This is a genomic window from Solibacillus palustris, from assembly GCF_022549215.1.
Lineage (GTDB): Bacteria > Bacillota > Bacilli > Bacillales_A > Planococcaceae > Solibacillus > Solibacillus daqui.
This window is the reverse complement of record NZ_JAKZFC010000005.1, coordinates 108,952-125,954: the sequence shown is the minus strand read 5'-3', so window position 1 is coordinate 125,954 and position 17,003 is coordinate 108,952. Positions and strand designations below refer to the sequence as shown.

The 17,003-nt window shown below is 39.0% G+C and carries 17 protein-coding genes; 2 read left to right on the top strand and 15 right to left on the bottom strand.

Going from position 1 to position 17,003, the window contains the following annotated elements; translation table 11 throughout:
• Positions 1-178: 178 nt before the first annotated feature.
• A complete protein-coding gene (gene secG / locus LZ480_RS13495; protein ID WP_241370027.1) occupies positions 179-406 on the bottom strand; it encodes a preprotein translocase subunit SecG in 228 nt (75 codons plus the stop codon).
• A 400-nt stretch (positions 407-806) separates the two neighbouring features.
• On the opposite strand from secG, the gene LZ480_RS13490 reads away from it, so the two are divergent.
• Positions 807-1,736, top strand: a complete 930-nt coding sequence (locus LZ480_RS13490) for a nuclease-related domain-containing protein (protein ID WP_241370025.1) — start codon at positions 807-809, stop codon at positions 1,734-1,736.
• A gap of 214 nt (positions 1,737-1,950) precedes the next feature.
• On the opposite strand, the gene eno is transcribed toward LZ480_RS13490, so the two are convergent.
• The 10 genes from eno to LZ480_RS13445 form a co-directional block, all read right to left on the bottom strand.
• Positions 1,951-3,246 (bottom strand): phosphopyruvate hydratase, encoded by a 1,296-nt coding sequence (eno, locus tag LZ480_RS13485; protein WP_241370023.1) that lies wholly within the window; start codon positions 3,244-3,246, stop codon positions 1,951-1,953.
• 78 nt (positions 3,247-3,324) lie between these two features.
• Positions 3,325-4,866 carry a 2,3-bisphosphoglycerate-independent phosphoglycerate mutase gene (gene gpmI / locus LZ480_RS13480; protein WP_241370021.1) on the bottom strand — a complete coding sequence of 514 codons (1,542 nt, stop codon included), beginning with the start codon at positions 4,864-4,866 and terminating at the stop codon, positions 3,325-3,327.
• On the bottom strand, positions 4,859-5,620 hold the full coding sequence (gene tpiA / locus LZ480_RS13475) for a triose-phosphate isomerase (protein ID WP_241370019.1): 762 nt from the start codon (positions 5,618-5,620) through the stop codon (positions 4,859-4,861). The genes gpmI and tpiA overlap by 8 nt, the downstream gene beginning before the upstream one ends.
• Before the next feature lie 13 nt (positions 5,621-5,633).
• Complete coding sequence (locus tag LZ480_RS13470; protein WP_241370018.1) at positions 5,634-6,818, bottom strand: phosphoglycerate kinase; 1,185 nt, start codon at positions 6,816-6,818, stop codon at positions 5,634-5,636.
• A gap of 407 nt (positions 6,819-7,225) precedes the next feature.
• Entirely contained in the window at positions 7,226-8,239 is a 1,014-nt protein-coding gene (gap, locus tag LZ480_RS13465; protein ID WP_241370016.1) for a type I glyceraldehyde-3-phosphate dehydrogenase, read from the bottom strand.
• Between the two features lie 99 nt (positions 8,240-8,338).
• On the bottom strand, positions 8,339-9,367 hold the full coding sequence (locus LZ480_RS13460; RefSeq protein WP_241370014.1) for a sugar-binding transcriptional regulator: 1,029 nt from the start codon (positions 9,365-9,367) through the stop codon (positions 8,339-8,341).
• A gap of 166 nt (positions 9,368-9,533) precedes the next feature.
• Entirely contained in the window at positions 9,534-9,767 is a 234-nt protein-coding gene (locus LZ480_RS13455; RefSeq protein WP_241370012.1) for a glutaredoxin family protein, read from the bottom strand.
• Between the two features lie 307 nt (positions 9,768-10,074).
• The gene (locus tag LZ480_RS13450) at positions 10,075-10,845 is read right to left on the bottom strand and encodes a TPM domain-containing protein (protein ID WP_241370011.1); all 771 of its coding nucleotides are present in this window, start codon (positions 10,843-10,845) and stop codon (positions 10,075-10,077) included.
• Positions 10,846-10,859: 14 nt separating this feature from the next.
• Positions 10,860-10,994, bottom strand: a complete 135-nt coding sequence (locus tag LZ480_RS19910) for a hypothetical protein (RefSeq protein WP_255731447.1) — start codon at positions 10,992-10,994, stop codon at positions 10,860-10,862.
• A 1-nt stretch (position 10,995) separates the two neighbouring features.
• Positions 10,996-11,592 (bottom strand): LemA family protein, encoded by a 597-nt coding sequence (locus LZ480_RS13445; RefSeq protein ID WP_241370009.1) that lies wholly within the window; start codon positions 11,590-11,592, stop codon positions 10,996-10,998.
• A 92-nt stretch (positions 11,593-11,684) separates the two neighbouring features.
• On the opposite strand from LZ480_RS13445, the gene LZ480_RS13440 reads away from it, so the two are divergent.
• Positions 11,685-12,296, top strand: a complete 612-nt coding sequence (locus LZ480_RS13440) for a spore coat protein (RefSeq protein WP_241370007.1) — start codon at positions 11,685-11,687, stop codon at positions 12,294-12,296.
• 284 nt (positions 12,297-12,580) lie between these two features.
• Here LZ480_RS13440 and LZ480_RS13435 read toward each other — a convergent pair whose 3' ends face one another.
• Genes LZ480_RS13435 through LZ480_RS13420 form a run of 4 tightly spaced genes read right to left on the bottom strand, consistent with a single transcriptional unit; the run spans position 12,581 to position 16,963 of the window.
• On the bottom strand, positions 12,581-12,793 hold the full coding sequence (locus tag LZ480_RS13435) for a hypothetical protein (protein WP_241370005.1): 213 nt from the start codon (positions 12,791-12,793) through the stop codon (positions 12,581-12,583).
• 20 nt (positions 12,794-12,813) lie between these two features.
• Complete coding sequence (locus tag LZ480_RS13430) at positions 12,814-14,295, bottom strand: NCS1 family transporter (RefSeq protein WP_241370003.1); 1,482 nt, start codon at positions 14,293-14,295, stop codon at positions 12,814-12,816.
• Between the two features lie 35 nt (positions 14,296-14,330).
• Positions 14,331-15,614 carry an NAD-dependent dihydropyrimidine dehydrogenase subunit PreA gene (gene preA, locus LZ480_RS13425; RefSeq protein WP_241370001.1) on the bottom strand — a complete coding sequence of 428 codons (1,284 nt, stop codon included), beginning with the start codon at positions 15,612-15,614 and terminating at the stop codon, positions 14,331-14,333.
• Between the two features lie 11 nt (positions 15,615-15,625).
• On the bottom strand, positions 15,626-16,963 hold the full coding sequence (locus LZ480_RS13420) for an NAD(P)-dependent oxidoreductase (RefSeq protein WP_241370218.1): 1,338 nt from the start codon (positions 16,961-16,963) through the stop codon (positions 15,626-15,628).
• Between the last annotated feature and the right edge of the window lie 40 nt (positions 16,964-17,003).

Sequence of the window (17,003 nt, the reverse complement as noted above, 5' to 3'; positions counted from 1 at the left end):
GGTTGGGGTTTGAACACTCACTGAAAGTAGTTATAGTATATGAAAAATACGATTCGAACACACCTTCGAATCGCGTAAAACTTTCCATTTCTTCTATTATACTGTGTTTTGAAGTGGACTAAAAGAAAAAGCCTAACCGAAAGCAATGTGCTCGGTTAGGCGACTTAGATTCATTCGATTAGAATTTTGTAATAGCTAATGCTAATACGAAGAATAATACAGAAAGAACAATCGTTACGCGGTGTAATACTAAATCCATCCCGCGAGCTTTCTGCTTACCGAAAAGTTGCTCAGCTCCACCAGAGATGGCACCTGATAAACCTGCGCTCTTACCTGATTGTAGTAATACCACAACAACTAAAGACAGGGCTACGATAATAAGTAATACCATTAATAATGTATGCATTTGCTCCACCTCCTAGTTATGGACGTCACAATACAAATCAGTATAGCAAAATCCACTCATCTTTACAATATTTCTTTCCAAAGAACACCAGATTGACTCCTGTGGATAATTATTTACAGATGCCGCTTTCCCCAGAATGATTATTGCTTATTTTTTGTTAGTAACAAACGGAATTTCACTGTGATATGGATTGCCTATATTAGAATTTTGGCCTGATATCCATAGAGCAAAAATTCCTTTTGACCACTTAATTAAAAACGAATAAAATACTTTAGCTCCATTGATAATGGCTTTATTTTTATGTCTCTGGAATTAGATCTTGGATTATAATTTTTATCAAATTAGGCAACTTGTTAAAACTCTTTCTCTATTGTAAATTGGTCATAAGGAGGTGAACTACATGCAAAAATCTAAACATTATTTTTTTATCGATGCCGTCAATAAACGCCTGAATCCCGACGATTTAGAAGTTACCACATTTCAGCAAAAGCTTTATCGTTTAAATGCTGGGCTAGCGGGTGAGGAAAAATTGAAGCGCGTGATATCAGACTACAATCTTAGAAGTAAGGGACGCATTTATTATAATTTTGAATGCGTAAACGCTAGCGGCTATACGCACCAAATAGATGGTCTGCTCGTTACGGCACATTTTATTGTTATTTTCGAAGTAAAGCAAATTTCGGGCACATTGTTTTATAAACCTGCGTTACATGAATTTTATCGAGTTTCTGAATCCAACCTCCAAGAAAACTTCCCAAACCCCTTCGACCAAGCCTACCGTCATCAATTATTTATCGAGTATTTGTTAAAAACGTGGCAAATATCGATTCCCGTCTATTACATGGTTGTAATTGCAAATATACGTGCAAAACTGGACTCTTCCTTAATGGATTATCCAATTATGCATATTAGTGGCGTTCCCTACTATCTAGAAAAATTATATGAACAGCATCCCAAGCCTCAAGCAAATTTATCCATTTTGCAAAATCATTTTGCACTGCTCTATAAGCAGCTCCCACCTCGTCGCACAATTGAAAAGCATCGCCTTCGTAAAGGTGTCCTCTGTAAGCAATGCCAATATTTAAATGTAATGTATTATAAACAGGGTTATTTTGAATGCAGCATATGTCAAACTAAAAATAAAGATGCCATTATTGAATCTTTAGTTCATTATCGTATTTTAATAAGCCCTCGAATTACGAATAAAGAGTTTCGAGAGTTTTTCAACATCCCCTGCATACACACAGCATCAAAAATGTTAAGGAAATTAGGTTTAGAAAAACATGGCACTAATAAAGGCGCATTTTATATCATTCCTGATAGTTGGTGAATTAATGGAAGTTTTACGTGATTTTCTAATATAATTGCGATTTATTCTAATATGTATGTCATTTCTTCTAATATATCCTTAAAAAGTTCTAATATATCTAGCGTTTGTTCTAATAAATACACATTTTCTTCTAATAAAAACGCCATTTCTCCTAATATCCTAGCTCTAATAATTAAAAACGCCCGAGGAAATTAAATCCCCGAGCGCCGAAAAATTATTTGTTTAAGTTATAGAAAGATTTGATGCCTTCAAAGCGTGCAGTTACACCAAGTTGATCTTCAATGCGTAATAATTGGTTGTATTTCGCAACGCGGTCTGTACGTGAAGGAGCACCTGTTTTAATTTGGCCAGCGTTTGTTGCGATTGCGATATCAGCGATTGTGTTATCTTCAGATTCGCCTGAACGGTGAGAGATAACTGCTGTATAGCCAGCGCGTTGAGCCATTTCGATTGCTTCGAATGTTTCTGTTAATGTACCGATTTGGTTTACTTTAACTAAAATAGCGTTACCAACACCTTGCTCAATCCCTTGAGAAAGTTTTGCTGTGTTTGTAACGAATAAATCGTCACCTACTAATTGAACGCGGTTACCGATTTTTTCAGTTAATAATTTGTGACCAGCCCAGTCGTTTTCATCTAAGCCGTCTTCGATTGAGATGATTGGGTATTTAGAAGTTAACTCCTCGTACCAAGCAACCATTTCTTCAGATGTTTTTTCTACACCTTCACCAGCTAATACATATTTGCCAGTTTCTTTGTTGTAAAGCTCAGAAGATGCTACGTCTAAAGCGATACGGATTTCTTCGCCCATTTTGTAGCCCGCTTTTTCAACTGCTTCAATGATAACTGTAATTGCTTCTTCGTTTGAACCTAAGTTTGGTGCGAAACCACCTTCATCACCTACTGCAGTGTTGTAGCCTTTGTCTTTTAATACCGCTTTTAAGTTATGGAAGATTTCAGTACCCATACGTAATGCTTCTTTAAATGATTTTGCACCTACTGGCATTACCATGAATTCTTGAATGTCTACATTGTTATCTGCGTGTGCACCACCGTTGATGATGTTCATCATTGGTACTGGTAATTGTTTTGAGTTGAAGCCACCAAGGTATTGGTATAAAGGAATATCTAAATAATCAGCTGCTGCATGTGCTACTGCCATAGATACACCAAGGATTGCGTTTGCACCTAATTTACCTTTGTTGTCTGTGCCGTCAAGCTCGATTAACGCTTGGTCGATTACTACTTGATCTAATACAGAATATTGACCTTCTAATTCTTCAGCGATAATTGTGTTTACGTTTTCTACCGCTTTCTCAACACCTTTACCTAAGTAACGGCTTTTGTCTCCATCACGTAATTCTACGGCTTCATATTCACCAGTTGATGCACCAGATGGCACGATGGCACGACCGAAAGCACCTGATTCTGTGAATACTTCTACTTCTACTGTTGGGTTACCGCGAGAGTCTAAAACTTCACGAGCATATACTTGAGTAATGAATGGCATAAATAAAAATCTCCTCTGTAAATAAATTTAGATGGTAATGTAAAACTTAAACTACCTATATAATCAACCGTACGAAAACTATTGTTCGTTTGGCATAATTAATGATTTACCTGTCATTTCAGCAGGCTGCGCAATATTCATTAGCGCAAGCATTGTTGGCGCTAAATCTGCTAAGATACCGTCTTCATGTAACTGAACACCTGGTTTTGTTACGATGACTGGCACTGGGTTTGTTGTGTGGGCTGTCATTGGTTGATCATCTACTGTCACAACCTCATCTGAGTTCCCGTGATCGGCCGTAATAATCGCTTGACCACCTTTTGCTAGTATCGCATCTACCACGCGACCTAAACATACATCTACCGCTTCTATTGCTTTAATAGTTGGCGCTAGCATACCTGAATGTCCTACCATATCTGGATTCGCGAAGTTTAGGATAATGCCGTCAAACTTATCCGCTGCAATCGCAGCAAGTAAGGCATCTGTTACCTCATAGGCACTCATTTCTGGCTTTAAGTCATAAGTTGCAACTTTTGGTGAGGCAATTAAAATACGCTCCTCGCCTGCAAAAGTTTCCTCACGACCGCCACTCATAAAGAATGTTACGTGCGGATACTTTTCCGTTTCGGCAATACGCAGCTGCGTTTTCCCTGCTTTTGAAATGACTTCACCAACTGTGTTCAGTAAGTTATCATTTTCAAACGCAACATCTGCGACCACATCGTCACTATAATGCGTGAATGACACGAATTTTAAATTTTTTGGATGCTTTTCTGATAATGGCATCGCGTCAAACGCTTCATTCGTAAGCACCTTTGATAATTGTATCGCACGGTCCGGACGGAAGTTGAAAAAGACTACTGCATCATTCGTATTAATTGTTGCAACTGGTGCACCTTCTTCTGTAAGTACAAACGGAATAACGAACTCATCATTTACTTCACGCTCATATGAAGATTCTATACCCGAATGAGCTGTTGATGCAGTGTGACCGATACCGTCCACTAACGCGTTGTATGTTAAGCTAACGCGCTCCCAACGTTTGTCGCGGTCCATCGCATAATAACGACCGTGAATCGATGCAAATTTTCCTACACCGATTTCGGTCATTTGCTTTTCTGTTTCTAAAATGTATTTACGCGCTGTTGTTGGACCAACATCACGACCATCTAAGAATCCATGAACGTATACATCTTTTAAACCATTTGCTTTTGCTATTTTTAATAGCGCAAACAGATGCTCATAATGGCTGTGTACCCCACCATCTGATAGTAAGCCCATTAAGTGTAATTTTGAACCATGCTTTTTCGCATGTTCTACTGCTGCTAAAAACTTTTCGTTACGGAAGAAATCGCCTTCGCGAATCGATTTATGGATACGTGTTAAGCTTTGATACACAATGCGGCCTGCACCAATATTTAAGTGCCCTACTTCAGAGTTCCCCATTTGGCCATCTGGTAGACCAACAGCTTCACCACTCGCAGTTAGTGTTGCGTGTGGGTAAGTGCTCCAATAACGATCAAAGTTTGGTTTGTTGGCTTGTGCAACAGCGTTCCCTTTCACTTCTTCACGAAAGGCAAAACCATCTAAAATAATGAGTGCTACGGGTTGTTTAGGCATTTGCTGCCGCCTCCAATAATTTCATAAATGACGCAGGTTGTAAGCTTGCACCACCAACTAATGCACCATCAATATGTTCTTTTGCTAATAATTCTTCGATATTTTCTGGCTTTACACTACCGCCGTACTGAATGCGTACTTTTTCTGCTGTGTCTTTGCCATATAAGTTTACTACGACTGCACGAATCGAACCGCACACTGCATTGGCATCATCTGCTGTTGCTGTTTTGCCTGTTCCGATTGCCCAAATTGGTTCATAAGCAATAACCATATGCTCTACTTCAGCCGCTGAGAAACCTTCTAACGCTTTTGTCATTTGACCCGCAACCTTGCTTTCTGTAGAACCAGCTTCACGCTCTTCTAATGTTTCACCACAGCAAATAATTGGCACGATTCCGTGATTTAAGGCTGCACGGACTTTTTTGTTAACTGCTTCATCTGTTTCGTTAAATAGTTCTCGGCGCTCTGAATGCCCTAAAATGACATAGTCTACATTGATGTTTGACAGCATTGCTGGACTGATTTCGCCTGTAAATGCGCCTTCATCTTCAAAGTGCATGTTTTGCGCACCGATTGCTAAAGACGAGTCTTCTGCCGCTACCACTAATGTAGGTAAATATAGTGCTGGTGCACAAATAACGGCATCTACCTTTTCTGGAGAAGGTATTGCTTGTTGAATCTCTTCAACAAAATCAACCGCCTCATCAAATGTTTTATACATTTTCCAGTTTCCTGCTACGATTGGTTTACGCATTCAAGAATCCCTCCTATTTATCATTTAACGCGACGATACCAGGTAATGCTTTACCTTCCATTAACTCTAATGACGCACCGCCACCTGTTGAGATATGATCCATTTTGTCGGCTACTTCGAATTTTTCTACTGCTGCTGCTGAGTCACCGCCACCAATAATTGTGTAGCCTTCTGTTACAGCCATTGCATCGGCAACTGTTTTTGTGCCGTTCGCGAATTTTTCCATTTCGAATACACCCATTGGTCCGTTCCAAATGATTAATTTTGAAGCTTTAATTACTTCTGCATAATTTTCAGCTGTTTTTGGTCCGATATCAAGACCCATCCAATCAGATGGAATTGCATCAATTGCTACTACTTGTGTTTGTGCATCTTTTGAGAATTCGTTTGCTACTACTGCATCTACTGGCATGTGTAACTGAACACCTTTTGCTTTTGCTTGCTCGATGAAGCTTTTTGCTAATTCAATTTTATCTTCTTCTAATAATGATTTACCGATATCATGGCCCATTGCTTTTACGAATGTAAATACTAAGCCACCACCGATAATTAAGTGATCTACTTTATCTAATAAGTTTTCAATTACGCCAATTTTATCTTTAACTTTTGCGCCACCGATAATCGCTGTAAATGGACGCTCTGGATTTGATAATGCTTTACCAAGTACGTCTAGTTCTTTTTCCATTAGTAAACCTGATACTGCAGGAACGAACTTCGCGATTCCCTCTGTTGAAGCATGTGCACGGTGAGCTGCGCCGAACGCATCATTAATATAAAGGTCTGCTAATTTAGCAAATTCTTGTGCTAATGCTGCATCATTTTTTTCTTCCCCTTTATGGAAGCGTACGTTTTCAAGTAGCACGATATCGCCGTCTTGCATGTTATTTACTGATGCTTCAACTGCTTCACCGATTGACTCATCTAACTTTGTAACAGGCTTGTTCATAATTTCTGCTAAGCGTGTACCAACAGCCGTTAAACGCATCTCTTCGTTCACTTCGCCTTTTGGACGGCCAAGATGTGACGCTAAGATCACTTTTGCACCTGCGTTTACTAATTGCTCGATTGTTGGGATTGCTGCACGAATACGTGTTTCGTCAGTAATTTGACCCGCTTCCATCGGCACATTAAAATCCACACGTACAAATACGCGTTTCCCTTTTACATCTACATCGTTCATTGACTTCTTTAAAAACATAAAGAAAATCCTCCTTCAATTATGATTCCAGTAATCGTTATCTGTTACTAATATGTGTTAGTTTTAGAAAAGCACATTTCACGCCAAAATAGCGAGAAATGATGTCTTTTTTTATGTGGATTTCCTTGAAAAATTTGTACTTTCCTATCCACCAATTTAAATAGTATCAAAATTCAGCAGTACTGTCTTGCACTGCCCTTATTAATAAGGTTTTTCCGAAAAAAAAGAGCGGTTCGGGTAATTGTAATTCCCTGCCGCTCTTTACCCTTATATATTATAAGTCGTTCTGAAATTAAAGGCTATACTTTTTATGACGAATAACTTGTATTATGTCACACTTTTTCTTCGGTTTATAAAAAGTATGTCACATTAAACAAATCTAAGCATTCGTTTTAATTAGACGAAAATTATGCTTTCTCAATTCCACGACCTGCAATGTATAATGCTAAATCCATTAAACGAGTTGAATAGCCAATTTCATTGTCATACCAAGAAACCACTTTTACCATACGACTTTCCATAACCATTGTAGATAAGCCATCAATCGTTGAAGAAGCTGGATTACCGTTATAGTCGATCGATACAAGCGGTAATTCGTTATACGCTAAAATGCCTTTTAACTCGCCATCTGCTGCTGCTTTTAACGCACCGTTCACTTCTTCTAATGTTACATCTGTGTTTAATTCTGCAACTAAGTCCACACATGATACATTTGGTGTTGGTACACGCATAGAGAAGCCGTCTAATTTCCCTTTTAATTGAGGTAATACTTGCGAGACTGCTACCGCCGCGCCTGTAGTTGTTGGAATCATCGATACCGCACCTGCACGCGCACGACGTGGGTCAGAGTGTGGGAAATCAAGGATGCGTTGGTCATTTGTATATGAGTGAATAGTTGTCATCATTCCGCGTTTAATACCGAACTTTTCATCTAACACTTTTGCAAGAGGTGCTAAACAGTTTGTTGTACAAGATGCGTTAGAAATGACATCCTGAGATGGATTGTAATCTGTATGGTTAACACCCATTACGTAGGTTGGCATATCGCCTTTTGCTGGTGCTGAAAGAATCGCTTTTTTCGCACCTGCTTGGATGTGGCGAGACACTTCTTCCAGAGAACGCCATTTACCTGTACATTCTAATACTACATCTACGCCAAGCTCACCCCATGGTAAATTGGCAGGATCTTTTTCTGAAAACACTTGAATTTGTTTACCATTGACAATAAATGCGTTTTCTTCTGCTTGCACATCTGCATCGTATACACCGTGTACTGAGTCATACTTTAAAAGATGCGCTAATTGACCAGCGTCTGTTAAGTCATTTACTGCAACTACTTCAAATTCCTCATGCTTCATCGCTTCACGGAACACTAATCGTCCGATTCGTCCAAATCCGTTAATTGCTAATTTTAATACCATGTGTAATTCCTCCAATAAGTTTTTTATTTAAACAGTATGTCACTCTTTCATGCATTGAACACTCGTTAAATGAAGATATACATACTCTTAATAACAGTTTCATTTTGAAAGTATTGCATTTGCGGTTTGTTCATCTGTAATCAAAATCGATTGCGCGGCTGCGTTTTTAAAATACGCTTGAATCGCCGTCGCTTTATTATGCCCTGCTGCAATCGCAACAACATGACGTGCTTTATTGACTTGCTCAAGCTGAATACCAATCGTACGTATATGATGCACGATGTCTCCTTGCTCGTTGAAATAATAGCCAAACGCTTCGCTAACTGCTCCCTTTTCATCAAGTGCTTGCTGTTCTAGCTGTGAGCTATTTCGACGTTGGGCCATTTCATGTGCCGCACCAATTCCGTGAACAACAATATTTACCTGTTCATAAAGTGTAATCATTTCTTTAATGATCGGCTCATGTTTCATCGCTTCATAAGCTTGTGCACTTAAATGCTCTGGTAAGAATAAGGTGCGATAGGTTGCGCCGGTTTTTTTTGCGAATTTTGCAACGATTGTATTGGCTTGGAATGTCATTTCATCGCCCATACCACCCCGTGCTGCAAGAAATTCGACTTCACTAAGCACTGTATTTGGCACTAAATATTCTTTTAAAGATGCCACACTACTTCCACCAGTAACAGCGATTTTATCCTTACCTTGCGCAATTTCGAGCATGATTTGTGCCGCTTCCTTGCCTAGCTGTTGTTTTACCGTACTATCTTTCTCGACATCTCCAGAAACTATGACAACACGTCTAATACCAAACTGTTGAGCTAGCTGCTGTTCTTTCGCAACAATTCCAGACAGTTCACGATACAATTCAGAAAGCTGTTCTAATACTTCATAACCATTTGACGAACAGGACATGCCTTTTTTCTGAACAGATATGAGGTGCTGTTCACTCAGTACCGTTATTTCATTACGTACATCTCGCTCGGTCATAAGAAGTTGCTCTGCTAATGCACGTCTACCTATTGGACCAAATGTTGCAAGAGTCTGTAAAATTCGAAAGCGCTTTTGAAACAAAGCATCGATTTCAGGCATCAATTTACGCTCAGCTTCAAAAAATGTTACATTGTCCAAAAAATCACCTACTCACACTTATAGGACAAATTTTGCCCCACTAACTATTTTTAAGTCCCACTTAAGACAAAAAAATAATTTATGCTGTTATTATAAAATGAATCATACTTATTTGCAACTAAGATCTCGTCATTTCGAGCAAAAAGATGTTTTTTACGCTAAATGACTATTCACTTAGCGCATCTAACAACGTTACATAATCTAATTGTCCGTACTGAATTATATCCCCATCTTTTTCAACTACGGGAATCATCAGCATATATTTTTCATGAATTTCATCATTGCCTTCTATATCATAATGTTCGATCGTAAAAGGAATATCCTCCTGTACGATCTTTAATGTATGCAAGCCTTCGATGCAGAGCTCGCAGTTTGGTCGCGAATAAAATTTTACAATCATTATAAACTCTCCTTTTTATATTATTGTATCGAATATCCTTTTAAAAAGTATGTGAATTTTATTCGAATAAAAAGCATCTTACCGAAATATTTCAGTAAGACGCTACGCATTTTAATCAATTACGCCCAGGCTAACTTTCGTCCAGATTTTTTTTGAGACTCCTCGATAAACTCCTCTAAACAAACTGTGACATCCGCCGGGGGCATTAGGTCAACACAAAGTTGATCACGAAGGCGTTGTCACAGGACGTGACGTTTTTAGTCTTCGTTCCCCTATTCAGCCGGGGTCTGAACCCCGCTGAATCAAGTTAAAACTTCCTACCCGCGCCGCCGCCAGATGAGCCACCGCCACCAAAGCCGCCGAAGCCACCTGATGAACCGCCACGACCGAAACCACCGCCAAATCCTCCTGGGTAGCCGCTATTACGATAAACACGACGTGCAGTACGTCTGCGCCCACCTGGACCACCGCCACCACCGTATTTCGTAATAATGAAATAAACAATGAGAATGAAAATAATAAAACCAATTGAAATTCCTTCACCATCATTCGATGAAATAGGCTTTACCAAATCTACACCACTTGCATCTCCACCCATTTCTTCATAAAACTGCGAAAATATATTGGCGAAAGCATCCGTATAATCTCCATTTGCTAAATACGGCATCATATACGTATCAATCATACTCCCAAGTAAACCGTCTGGATAAGTCCCTTCTAGACCATCCCCGACAGTTATCCATATATCATTTTGTCCTTTGCCTTGCTCTGTTGTGGCAAAAATGAGCATCCCATTATCAAGCTTTTCGTCACCAATGCCCCATGCTCGCATTGTTTCTGTTCCAAATTCATACGGTTCCAAGCCACCAATCGTATCAATCGTCATCATCACAATGACATTTCCTGTTGATCCTTCAAGTGCTTTTGCTGCTTGAATTAATTTTTGCTCAACGTCATCCGAGATAACATTTCCGTAATCATAAACATACGAATTATAAGCGGGCTTTTGTGGAATTATCGCAAATGTTTGTAATGGCATTACGACTAAGAATAATGCCAATAACAATAGCTTTTTCATATGCCCTTCCCCCTTTAGAAGCTGCGATCTAAACTGCCTCCTCCACCTGAATACGAACTATTCGAGCGTGAATCATACGAGCTATTATCATAGGAATAGTTTGCAGCTTCCTGTATTTTACGATTACGCTCTTCTTCCTCTTTTTTCAAATTACTCACCACTTCCAAAATCAACAGATGGCGACTCTTTTACACCCTCTTTAATTTCAAAGTAATCTTTTTTCTCAAAACCAAACATACTAGCAATCAAGTTACTTGGGAAGCGACGTACATCACTATTAAACGTTTGAACAGTATCATTATAATCTTTACGTGCAACCGCTAAACGATTTTCCGTTCCAGCCAGTTCATCCATTAAACGTGTAAATTGTACATTCGCTTTCAACTCTGGATAATTCTCTACAATGACTAATAAGCGCGACAATGCAGAAGATAAATCATTATTTGCATCTGCGGCTTCTTCTATTGTATTGGCATTTCCATATTCTGTACGTGCATTAGCTATTTGTGTAAATACTTCTTCCTCATGGCTTGTATAGCCTTTTACGGTATTTACTAAATTGGGAATTAAATCAAATCTGCGTTGTAATTGGTTTTCAACTTGCGCCCAAGTAGCTTCCACCTTTTCCTCACCTGTTACTAAACTGTTATATTTTGGCACAATCATTACTACCGCAATAACGACGATCGCTACAATTGCAATGAGCGCAATGAGTAACGCACTTCCCTTTTGATTTTTCACATGCATAACAAACACCCTCTCTTTGAAAATTACGTATAAAAAATTTTTTATTCTCCACAATAAGAACGTACGAAATTTCTAAAAATGGAGGTTTATAAATGTATACCCAATCATCACAATCTCAAGACAATCAAATGCCTTTCTCGCAGAACCACGGTGCCCACGAGTTACTTGATGTTCACGAAGTACTTAGTTCCATGATCGCCGGACTGAATCAATATGTACTACTACGCGACCATGTACAAGATAGTGAGCTATTAAATATTATGGATCGTCAGTACGCTTTCATGCTTGATGAATACAATATTACGATGGAGGCATACAAAACAGGCCATGACCCACAGCATCCAACTCGTAGCTACAATATGCAAATGGGTAATGACACAAAATATGGCTTGACACCAGGTACCCCGAAAGCACCAATGACTGCTGCAAGCGAGATAAATGATGCTGTCATTTCAGGCTTCATGTTAGGCTGTCATAAAGCTGGTGCAACAGGTAAAACTGCTGCTGCACTCGAAACAACAAATCCAGTCGTACGCAGGGTTTTACAAGATTCTGTCCCCAACTGCATCGAAATGGCGTATGAAGTTTCACTTTACGAAAACAAAAAAGGTTTTTACCAAGTACCACAATTATCTGAGCAAGATATGAACGCAATGCTCAATAGGTACGGCCAAGCACAAAAAGCGAAAAACATGCCAAACTAAAATCATTTCTCTTACCAAGTATACGGATGATTTAATCAAAAGTTTCTATTTGCCATAAAAATACAGAGCATGCGCACAAAATAAAGGCGCATGCTCTTTTTGTAATTTTTATCTAACGTAGCTAATGAAGAATCTTCTTTCTTCTGAACCTAATCCACTTCACCATGAACATCCACAGTTCCTACTGCCAAGATTGTAGTGGGCTTATACCACTGAGTTGTTGTACACTCCGGGCACAATAAAACTAGTACTTTTATTCTCGACAAAAGTACTAGTTTTCAAAGTTACTTATTTAGTTGTTCATGTAACTTAGAAGAAAAATATTTTCTCGACTCTGCCATTTTAATATGCAATATTATCTCATCTTTCGTTTCTTCATTCATAAATGTAACATATGCGCCCTCTAAGTCTTCGGTAATATTTGTGAAAATATAGTTTTGCGCAAGTAGTTGATCAATTTGCTGAACTTCCTTTTCGACAAACTGAAATTCTGACATAATCCCACCTCTTTGACATGTTATTCTGTAGAAACTGTTGATGGAACATTAATTGGTTCTGCTTCCACATCAATCTCCCAGCTGCGTCCCGTTGTAATTCCTAAATAATCTTCATCACTTGGATTCACTATTTCAGCTTGCGGATACTTTTTGAACCACCAGAACTTCGCTAAAATAAAGTAAATGGCAGCACCTACAAAAAAGCCGATTAATGAAGAATACGCTGGCCAAATATTAGCGATCAGCCCACCAATAATCCAAGCAATAAGTCCCGCTAAATTTACACCTTTTAAATAACGATATTGCCCATTTACTTCATATAAATCTTTTACATTTACACGACGTTTTCGAAGTAAATAATAATCCGCAAATAAAATACCGACAATAGAAGATAAAATACCACCAATAATAAGGAGCACGCTATTTAAAATATCGAACAAACTCCACGGTTGAACAACCGTTCCAACAATCCCTGCAATAACTACCCCTACCCAGAAAGGCACTTTTGGTCCGCCGATATTCGAAAAAATGGTAGCTGCTGGAATTACGTTTGCAGAAGTATTTGTCGACCATTGAGCTAAGACAATCATCGATAATAGCATTACAAGTACAAATCCACCCGCTGCCTGCTGGAGTGCATTAATTGGGTCACCCGAGCCTGTTGCCATATAACATACCGCTCCGATTACAACCATTAATGTATTAAAAGCAGGTTGAACAACAAGAGAACCTAATAATTGCGTTTTATTTCGTTTGAACCAGTTGCGTTCATATTTTGGTGCTTTAAAGTGACGAGAAAGCGTTGGCATATCGGCAGCCAATGTCGCCCAAAAGCCCATAATTGCTGTTGCGATAACCATAAATGCGGTAAACTGTTCAAAGCCTGTTTGTGGTGCTTCCACCCAAGACCATACTGCCTTTCCTTGTTCCTTTGCTTCGGCAGACAATTGTAAATACATCCAAATCGAGATGAAGATAATGATTGGCGCTGCGAAATCTGCAAAACGCTCGATCGACTTAATCCCCAATGATACATTTAGCAATTGTAACCCGGCAAATACGATGAAACATACAAACCAATTATCAAAACCAATCAAAATATTTAAAATTCCATTTATTGCGGCAGCACCAAAAAACGTATTAATACCAAACCAACATGAAGCGGTAAATGCACGGGCAAATGATGGTAAATGGGTTCCGATTGTACCAAATGGAGCCCGCATGTATACCGGAAACGATAAACCATGCTCTACACCGATATCACCGATAATTACCATAAATATTCCGATTAATACAGACCCAACTAATGTCGCCAATATTAACATTGGCATACTTAAATTAATAATACCTCCAGCACCGATTGCAAATGCTGCTAATACAATGGCCATACCCACCCAAATTACACCAAAACCTAACATCCCTATATTACGGTTTTCATACTTAATAGGCAGTAAATCAGGAGACTTTAAGTAATTATCACTTGAACTTTTGGATTTTGACATGCTACACCTCATTTAATTAGATTTCTTTAAACTAATTAACGGACAACATTTGAATTATTCGCACTGAATCCTGCAAGTAATGATTGTCTTTCATTCCATGTCATTGTTGCTTGTGTACGAGGTAATTCTTTCATCGTAATTGCACCTTCAGCCGGACAAACAATGGAGCATAAATTACAACCAACACAGTCCTCTTCTCGAACTTTTAACATTGGACGCCCATTTTCCGAATACAAATCGATACATTGATGAGAAGTATCTTCGCAAGCTATATGACATTTATTACAATTAATACAGATGTCATTATTAATTTCTGCGACAATTTTATAATTTAAATCTAAATCCCCCCAATCCGAATATTTCGGGACTGTTTTTCCAACTAAATCCGTTACTGAAGCTAAGCCTTTTTCATCTAAATAATTGCTTAAACCATCAATCATATCTTCTACAATACTAAATCCATGATGCATGGCTGCTGTACAAATTTGTACGCTTGTAGAACCCATCAAAATAAATTCTGCTGCATCTTGCCAATTTGATATTCCACCAATGCCTGAAATCGGTACGTTTATTAATGGGTTTCTAGCACATTCCCCTACCATATTTAGTGCAATCGGTTTAACGGCTGGTCCACAATAACCTCCGTGTGCACCTTTATTTCCGACATGCGGAATCGTATTCCAAGAGTTTAAATCCACTCCGGCTAAACTATTAATCGTATTAATCATACTAATGGCGTCTGCACCACCACGAATCGCCGCTTCTGCTGTTAGGGTAATATCTGTAATATTTGGTGTTAACTTCACGATTACCGGAACTTCAGCATACTCTTTTGCCCAATAAGTTTGCTTTTCTACTAGTTCTGGCACCTGCCCTGAAGCGGAGCCCATTCCGCGTTCGGCCATTCCATGTGGACAACCAAAATTCAATTCAAAGCCATCAACACCGACAGCTTGTACTTTCTTAACGATTTCATGCCATTTTTCAGCCTTTGGTTCAACCATTAACGACGCAATAATCGCATGATTTGGAAATCGTTTCTTTGTTTCATAAATTTCTTTTAAATTCACTTCTAATGGACGGTCTGTAATTAACTCAATATTGTTAAAGCCTGCAACTCGTTGTCCATTAAAACTAACAGCTGCAAAACGTGATGTAACGTTTAATATAGGATCCCCCAATGTTTTCCAAACTGCGCCACCCCAGCCTGCCTCAAACGCCCTTTGCACTTGGTAACCCGAGTTAGTTGGTGGTGCCGATGCTAGCCAAAATGGATTTGGTGACTTAATGCCTGCGAAATTAATCGATAAATCTGCCATTTGAAAACCCCCTATGCAATTTCTGATTTTGCGTTCAGTTCATTATGAATTGCGTATGCCGAATCTTTTCCTTGTTGCGCCGCGGACACGACCGTTGCTTCACCATAGCCATTGCCATAAATAACGTCACCGCAAGCATAGATTTTCGGATTTGATGTTTTCAAACTATTAATGTCTACATCAATCACACCACGTGTATTCGCTAATCCTAAATGCTCAATCAGTTCATAATGTTTCGTTTGACCAATTGCTCGAATGACTGCATCTGTTTCAATGACAAATTCAGAGTTAGGAATTTCCGTTAACTTTCCTTTTCCATTCTCTATATCTGTTAACTTCATTTTCACACATTCCATTCCAATGACTTGACCATTTTCATTGCCAATAATTCGTTTAGGTAGTGATAACCATCTGAATTCCACACCGTCCAGTTTGGCAAATTCATATTCAAAATCATAGGCCGTCATTTCTTTGGAGGTACGACGGTAAACAATTTGCACTTGCTCCGCATCTAAACGGACCGAGCAGGTTGCAGCATCTATCGCTGTATTCCCAGCACCAATGACAACTACTTTTTTCCCTACTACCTTATCAGTAAATGTAGCTTTTGATTCTTTTACATAATCAATCGCATCATATACGCCCTCTAAGTTTTCACCCTCAATGCCAAGCATCGGTACTTTCCCCATCCCGACCGCTACGATAATGCGGTCAAAATTGGCAAGTAGTTCATCTACGAGCACATCTTCCCCTATTTTTGTGTTTGTTTTTATTTCTACACCTAGGTTTTGTACTTGCTGCACTTCCCATTCAACGACATCTTGTGGTAAGCGGAATGAAACAATACCGTAGTAATTTAAACCGCCTGCTTTTTCATCTGCTTCATAAATCGTTACGGCATATCCTAATAACGCCAATTCACGTGCGGCAGATAAACCTGCGGGGCCACTCCCGATAATTGCGATTTTCTTACCATTTTGCGGTTGTGGTGTAAATAATTTTACGTTCGATTCACGTAGCCAATCAGTTGCATAGCGTTGCAAATGACCAATTTGAATTGGTTTTTCCTCACTATTTAATACACAAGCTCCCTCACAAAGCTCGATTGTTGGACAAACTCTCGCACAACTTGCACCTACAGGATTTGACTCCATAATGACGCGAGCAGAACCCTTCATATTATTCGAAGCAATTTTCTTTATAAAGCTTGGAATATTAATACTTGTTGGACAGGCTTGAATACAAGGTGCGTCGTAGCAATATAAACATCGATTTGCTTCAACCGTTGCGGTATATGTTGTTAAGCCACCAAACATTTCTTCAAAGTTTTTTGATAAATCATTACTCATTTTCATAACAATCCTCTCCCCAGTGTGATTTGTTATTACT

Bases quoted from the DNA above. Each gene is read 5' to 3' on its own strand.
- LZ480_RS13435 (WP_241370005.1), bottom strand. From the start codon at position 12,793: ATGTCAGAATTTCAGTTTGTCGAAAAGGAAGTTCAGCAAATTGATCAA.
- tpiA (WP_241370019.1), bottom strand. From the start codon at position 5,620: ATGCGTAAACCAATCGTAGCAGGAAACTGGAAAATGTATAAAACATTT.
- eno (WP_241370023.1), bottom strand. From the start codon at position 3,246: ATGCCATTCATTACTCAAGTATATGCTCGTGAAGTTTTAGACTCTCGC.
- gap (WP_241370016.1), bottom strand. From the start codon at position 8,239: ATGGTATTAAAATTAGCAATTAACGGATTTGGACGAATCGGACGATTA.
- secG (WP_241370027.1), bottom strand. From the start codon at position 406: ATGCATACATTATTAATGGTATTACTTATTATCGTAGCCCTGTCTTTA.
- LZ480_RS13440 (WP_241370007.1), top strand. From the start codon at position 11,685: ATGTATACCCAATCATCACAATCTCAAGACAATCAAATGCCTTTCTCG.
- LZ480_RS13450 (WP_241370011.1), bottom strand. From the start codon at position 10,845: ATGAAAAAGCTATTGTTATTGGCATTATTCTTAGTCGTAATGCCATTA.
- gpmI (WP_241370021.1), bottom strand. From the start codon at position 4,866: ATGCCTAAACAACCCGTAGCACTCATTATTTTAGATGGTTTTGCCTTT.
- LZ480_RS13420 (WP_241370218.1), bottom strand. From the start codon at position 16,963: ATGAGTAATGATTTATCAAAAAACTTTGAAGAAATGTTTGGTGGCTTA.
- LZ480_RS13455 (WP_241370012.1), bottom strand. From the start codon at position 9,767: ATGATTGTAAAATTTTATTCGCGACCAAACTGCGAGCTCTGCATCGAA.
- LZ480_RS13430 (WP_241370003.1), bottom strand. From the start codon at position 14,295: ATGTCAAAATCCAAAAGTTCAAGTGATAATTACTTAAAGTCTCCTGAT.
- preA (WP_241370001.1), bottom strand. From the start codon at position 15,614: ATGGCAGATTTATCGATTAATTTCGCAGGCATTAAGTCACCAAATCCA.
- LZ480_RS13470 (WP_241370018.1), bottom strand. From the start codon at position 6,818: ATGTTTTTAAAGAAGTCAATGAACGATGTAGATGTAAAAGGGAAACGC.
- LZ480_RS13445 (WP_241370009.1), bottom strand. From the start codon at position 11,592: ATGCATGTGAAAAATCAAAAGGGAAGTGCGTTACTCATTGCGCTCATT.
- LZ480_RS13490 (WP_241370025.1), top strand. From the start codon at position 807: ATGCAAAAATCTAAACATTATTTTTTTATCGATGCCGTCAATAAACGC.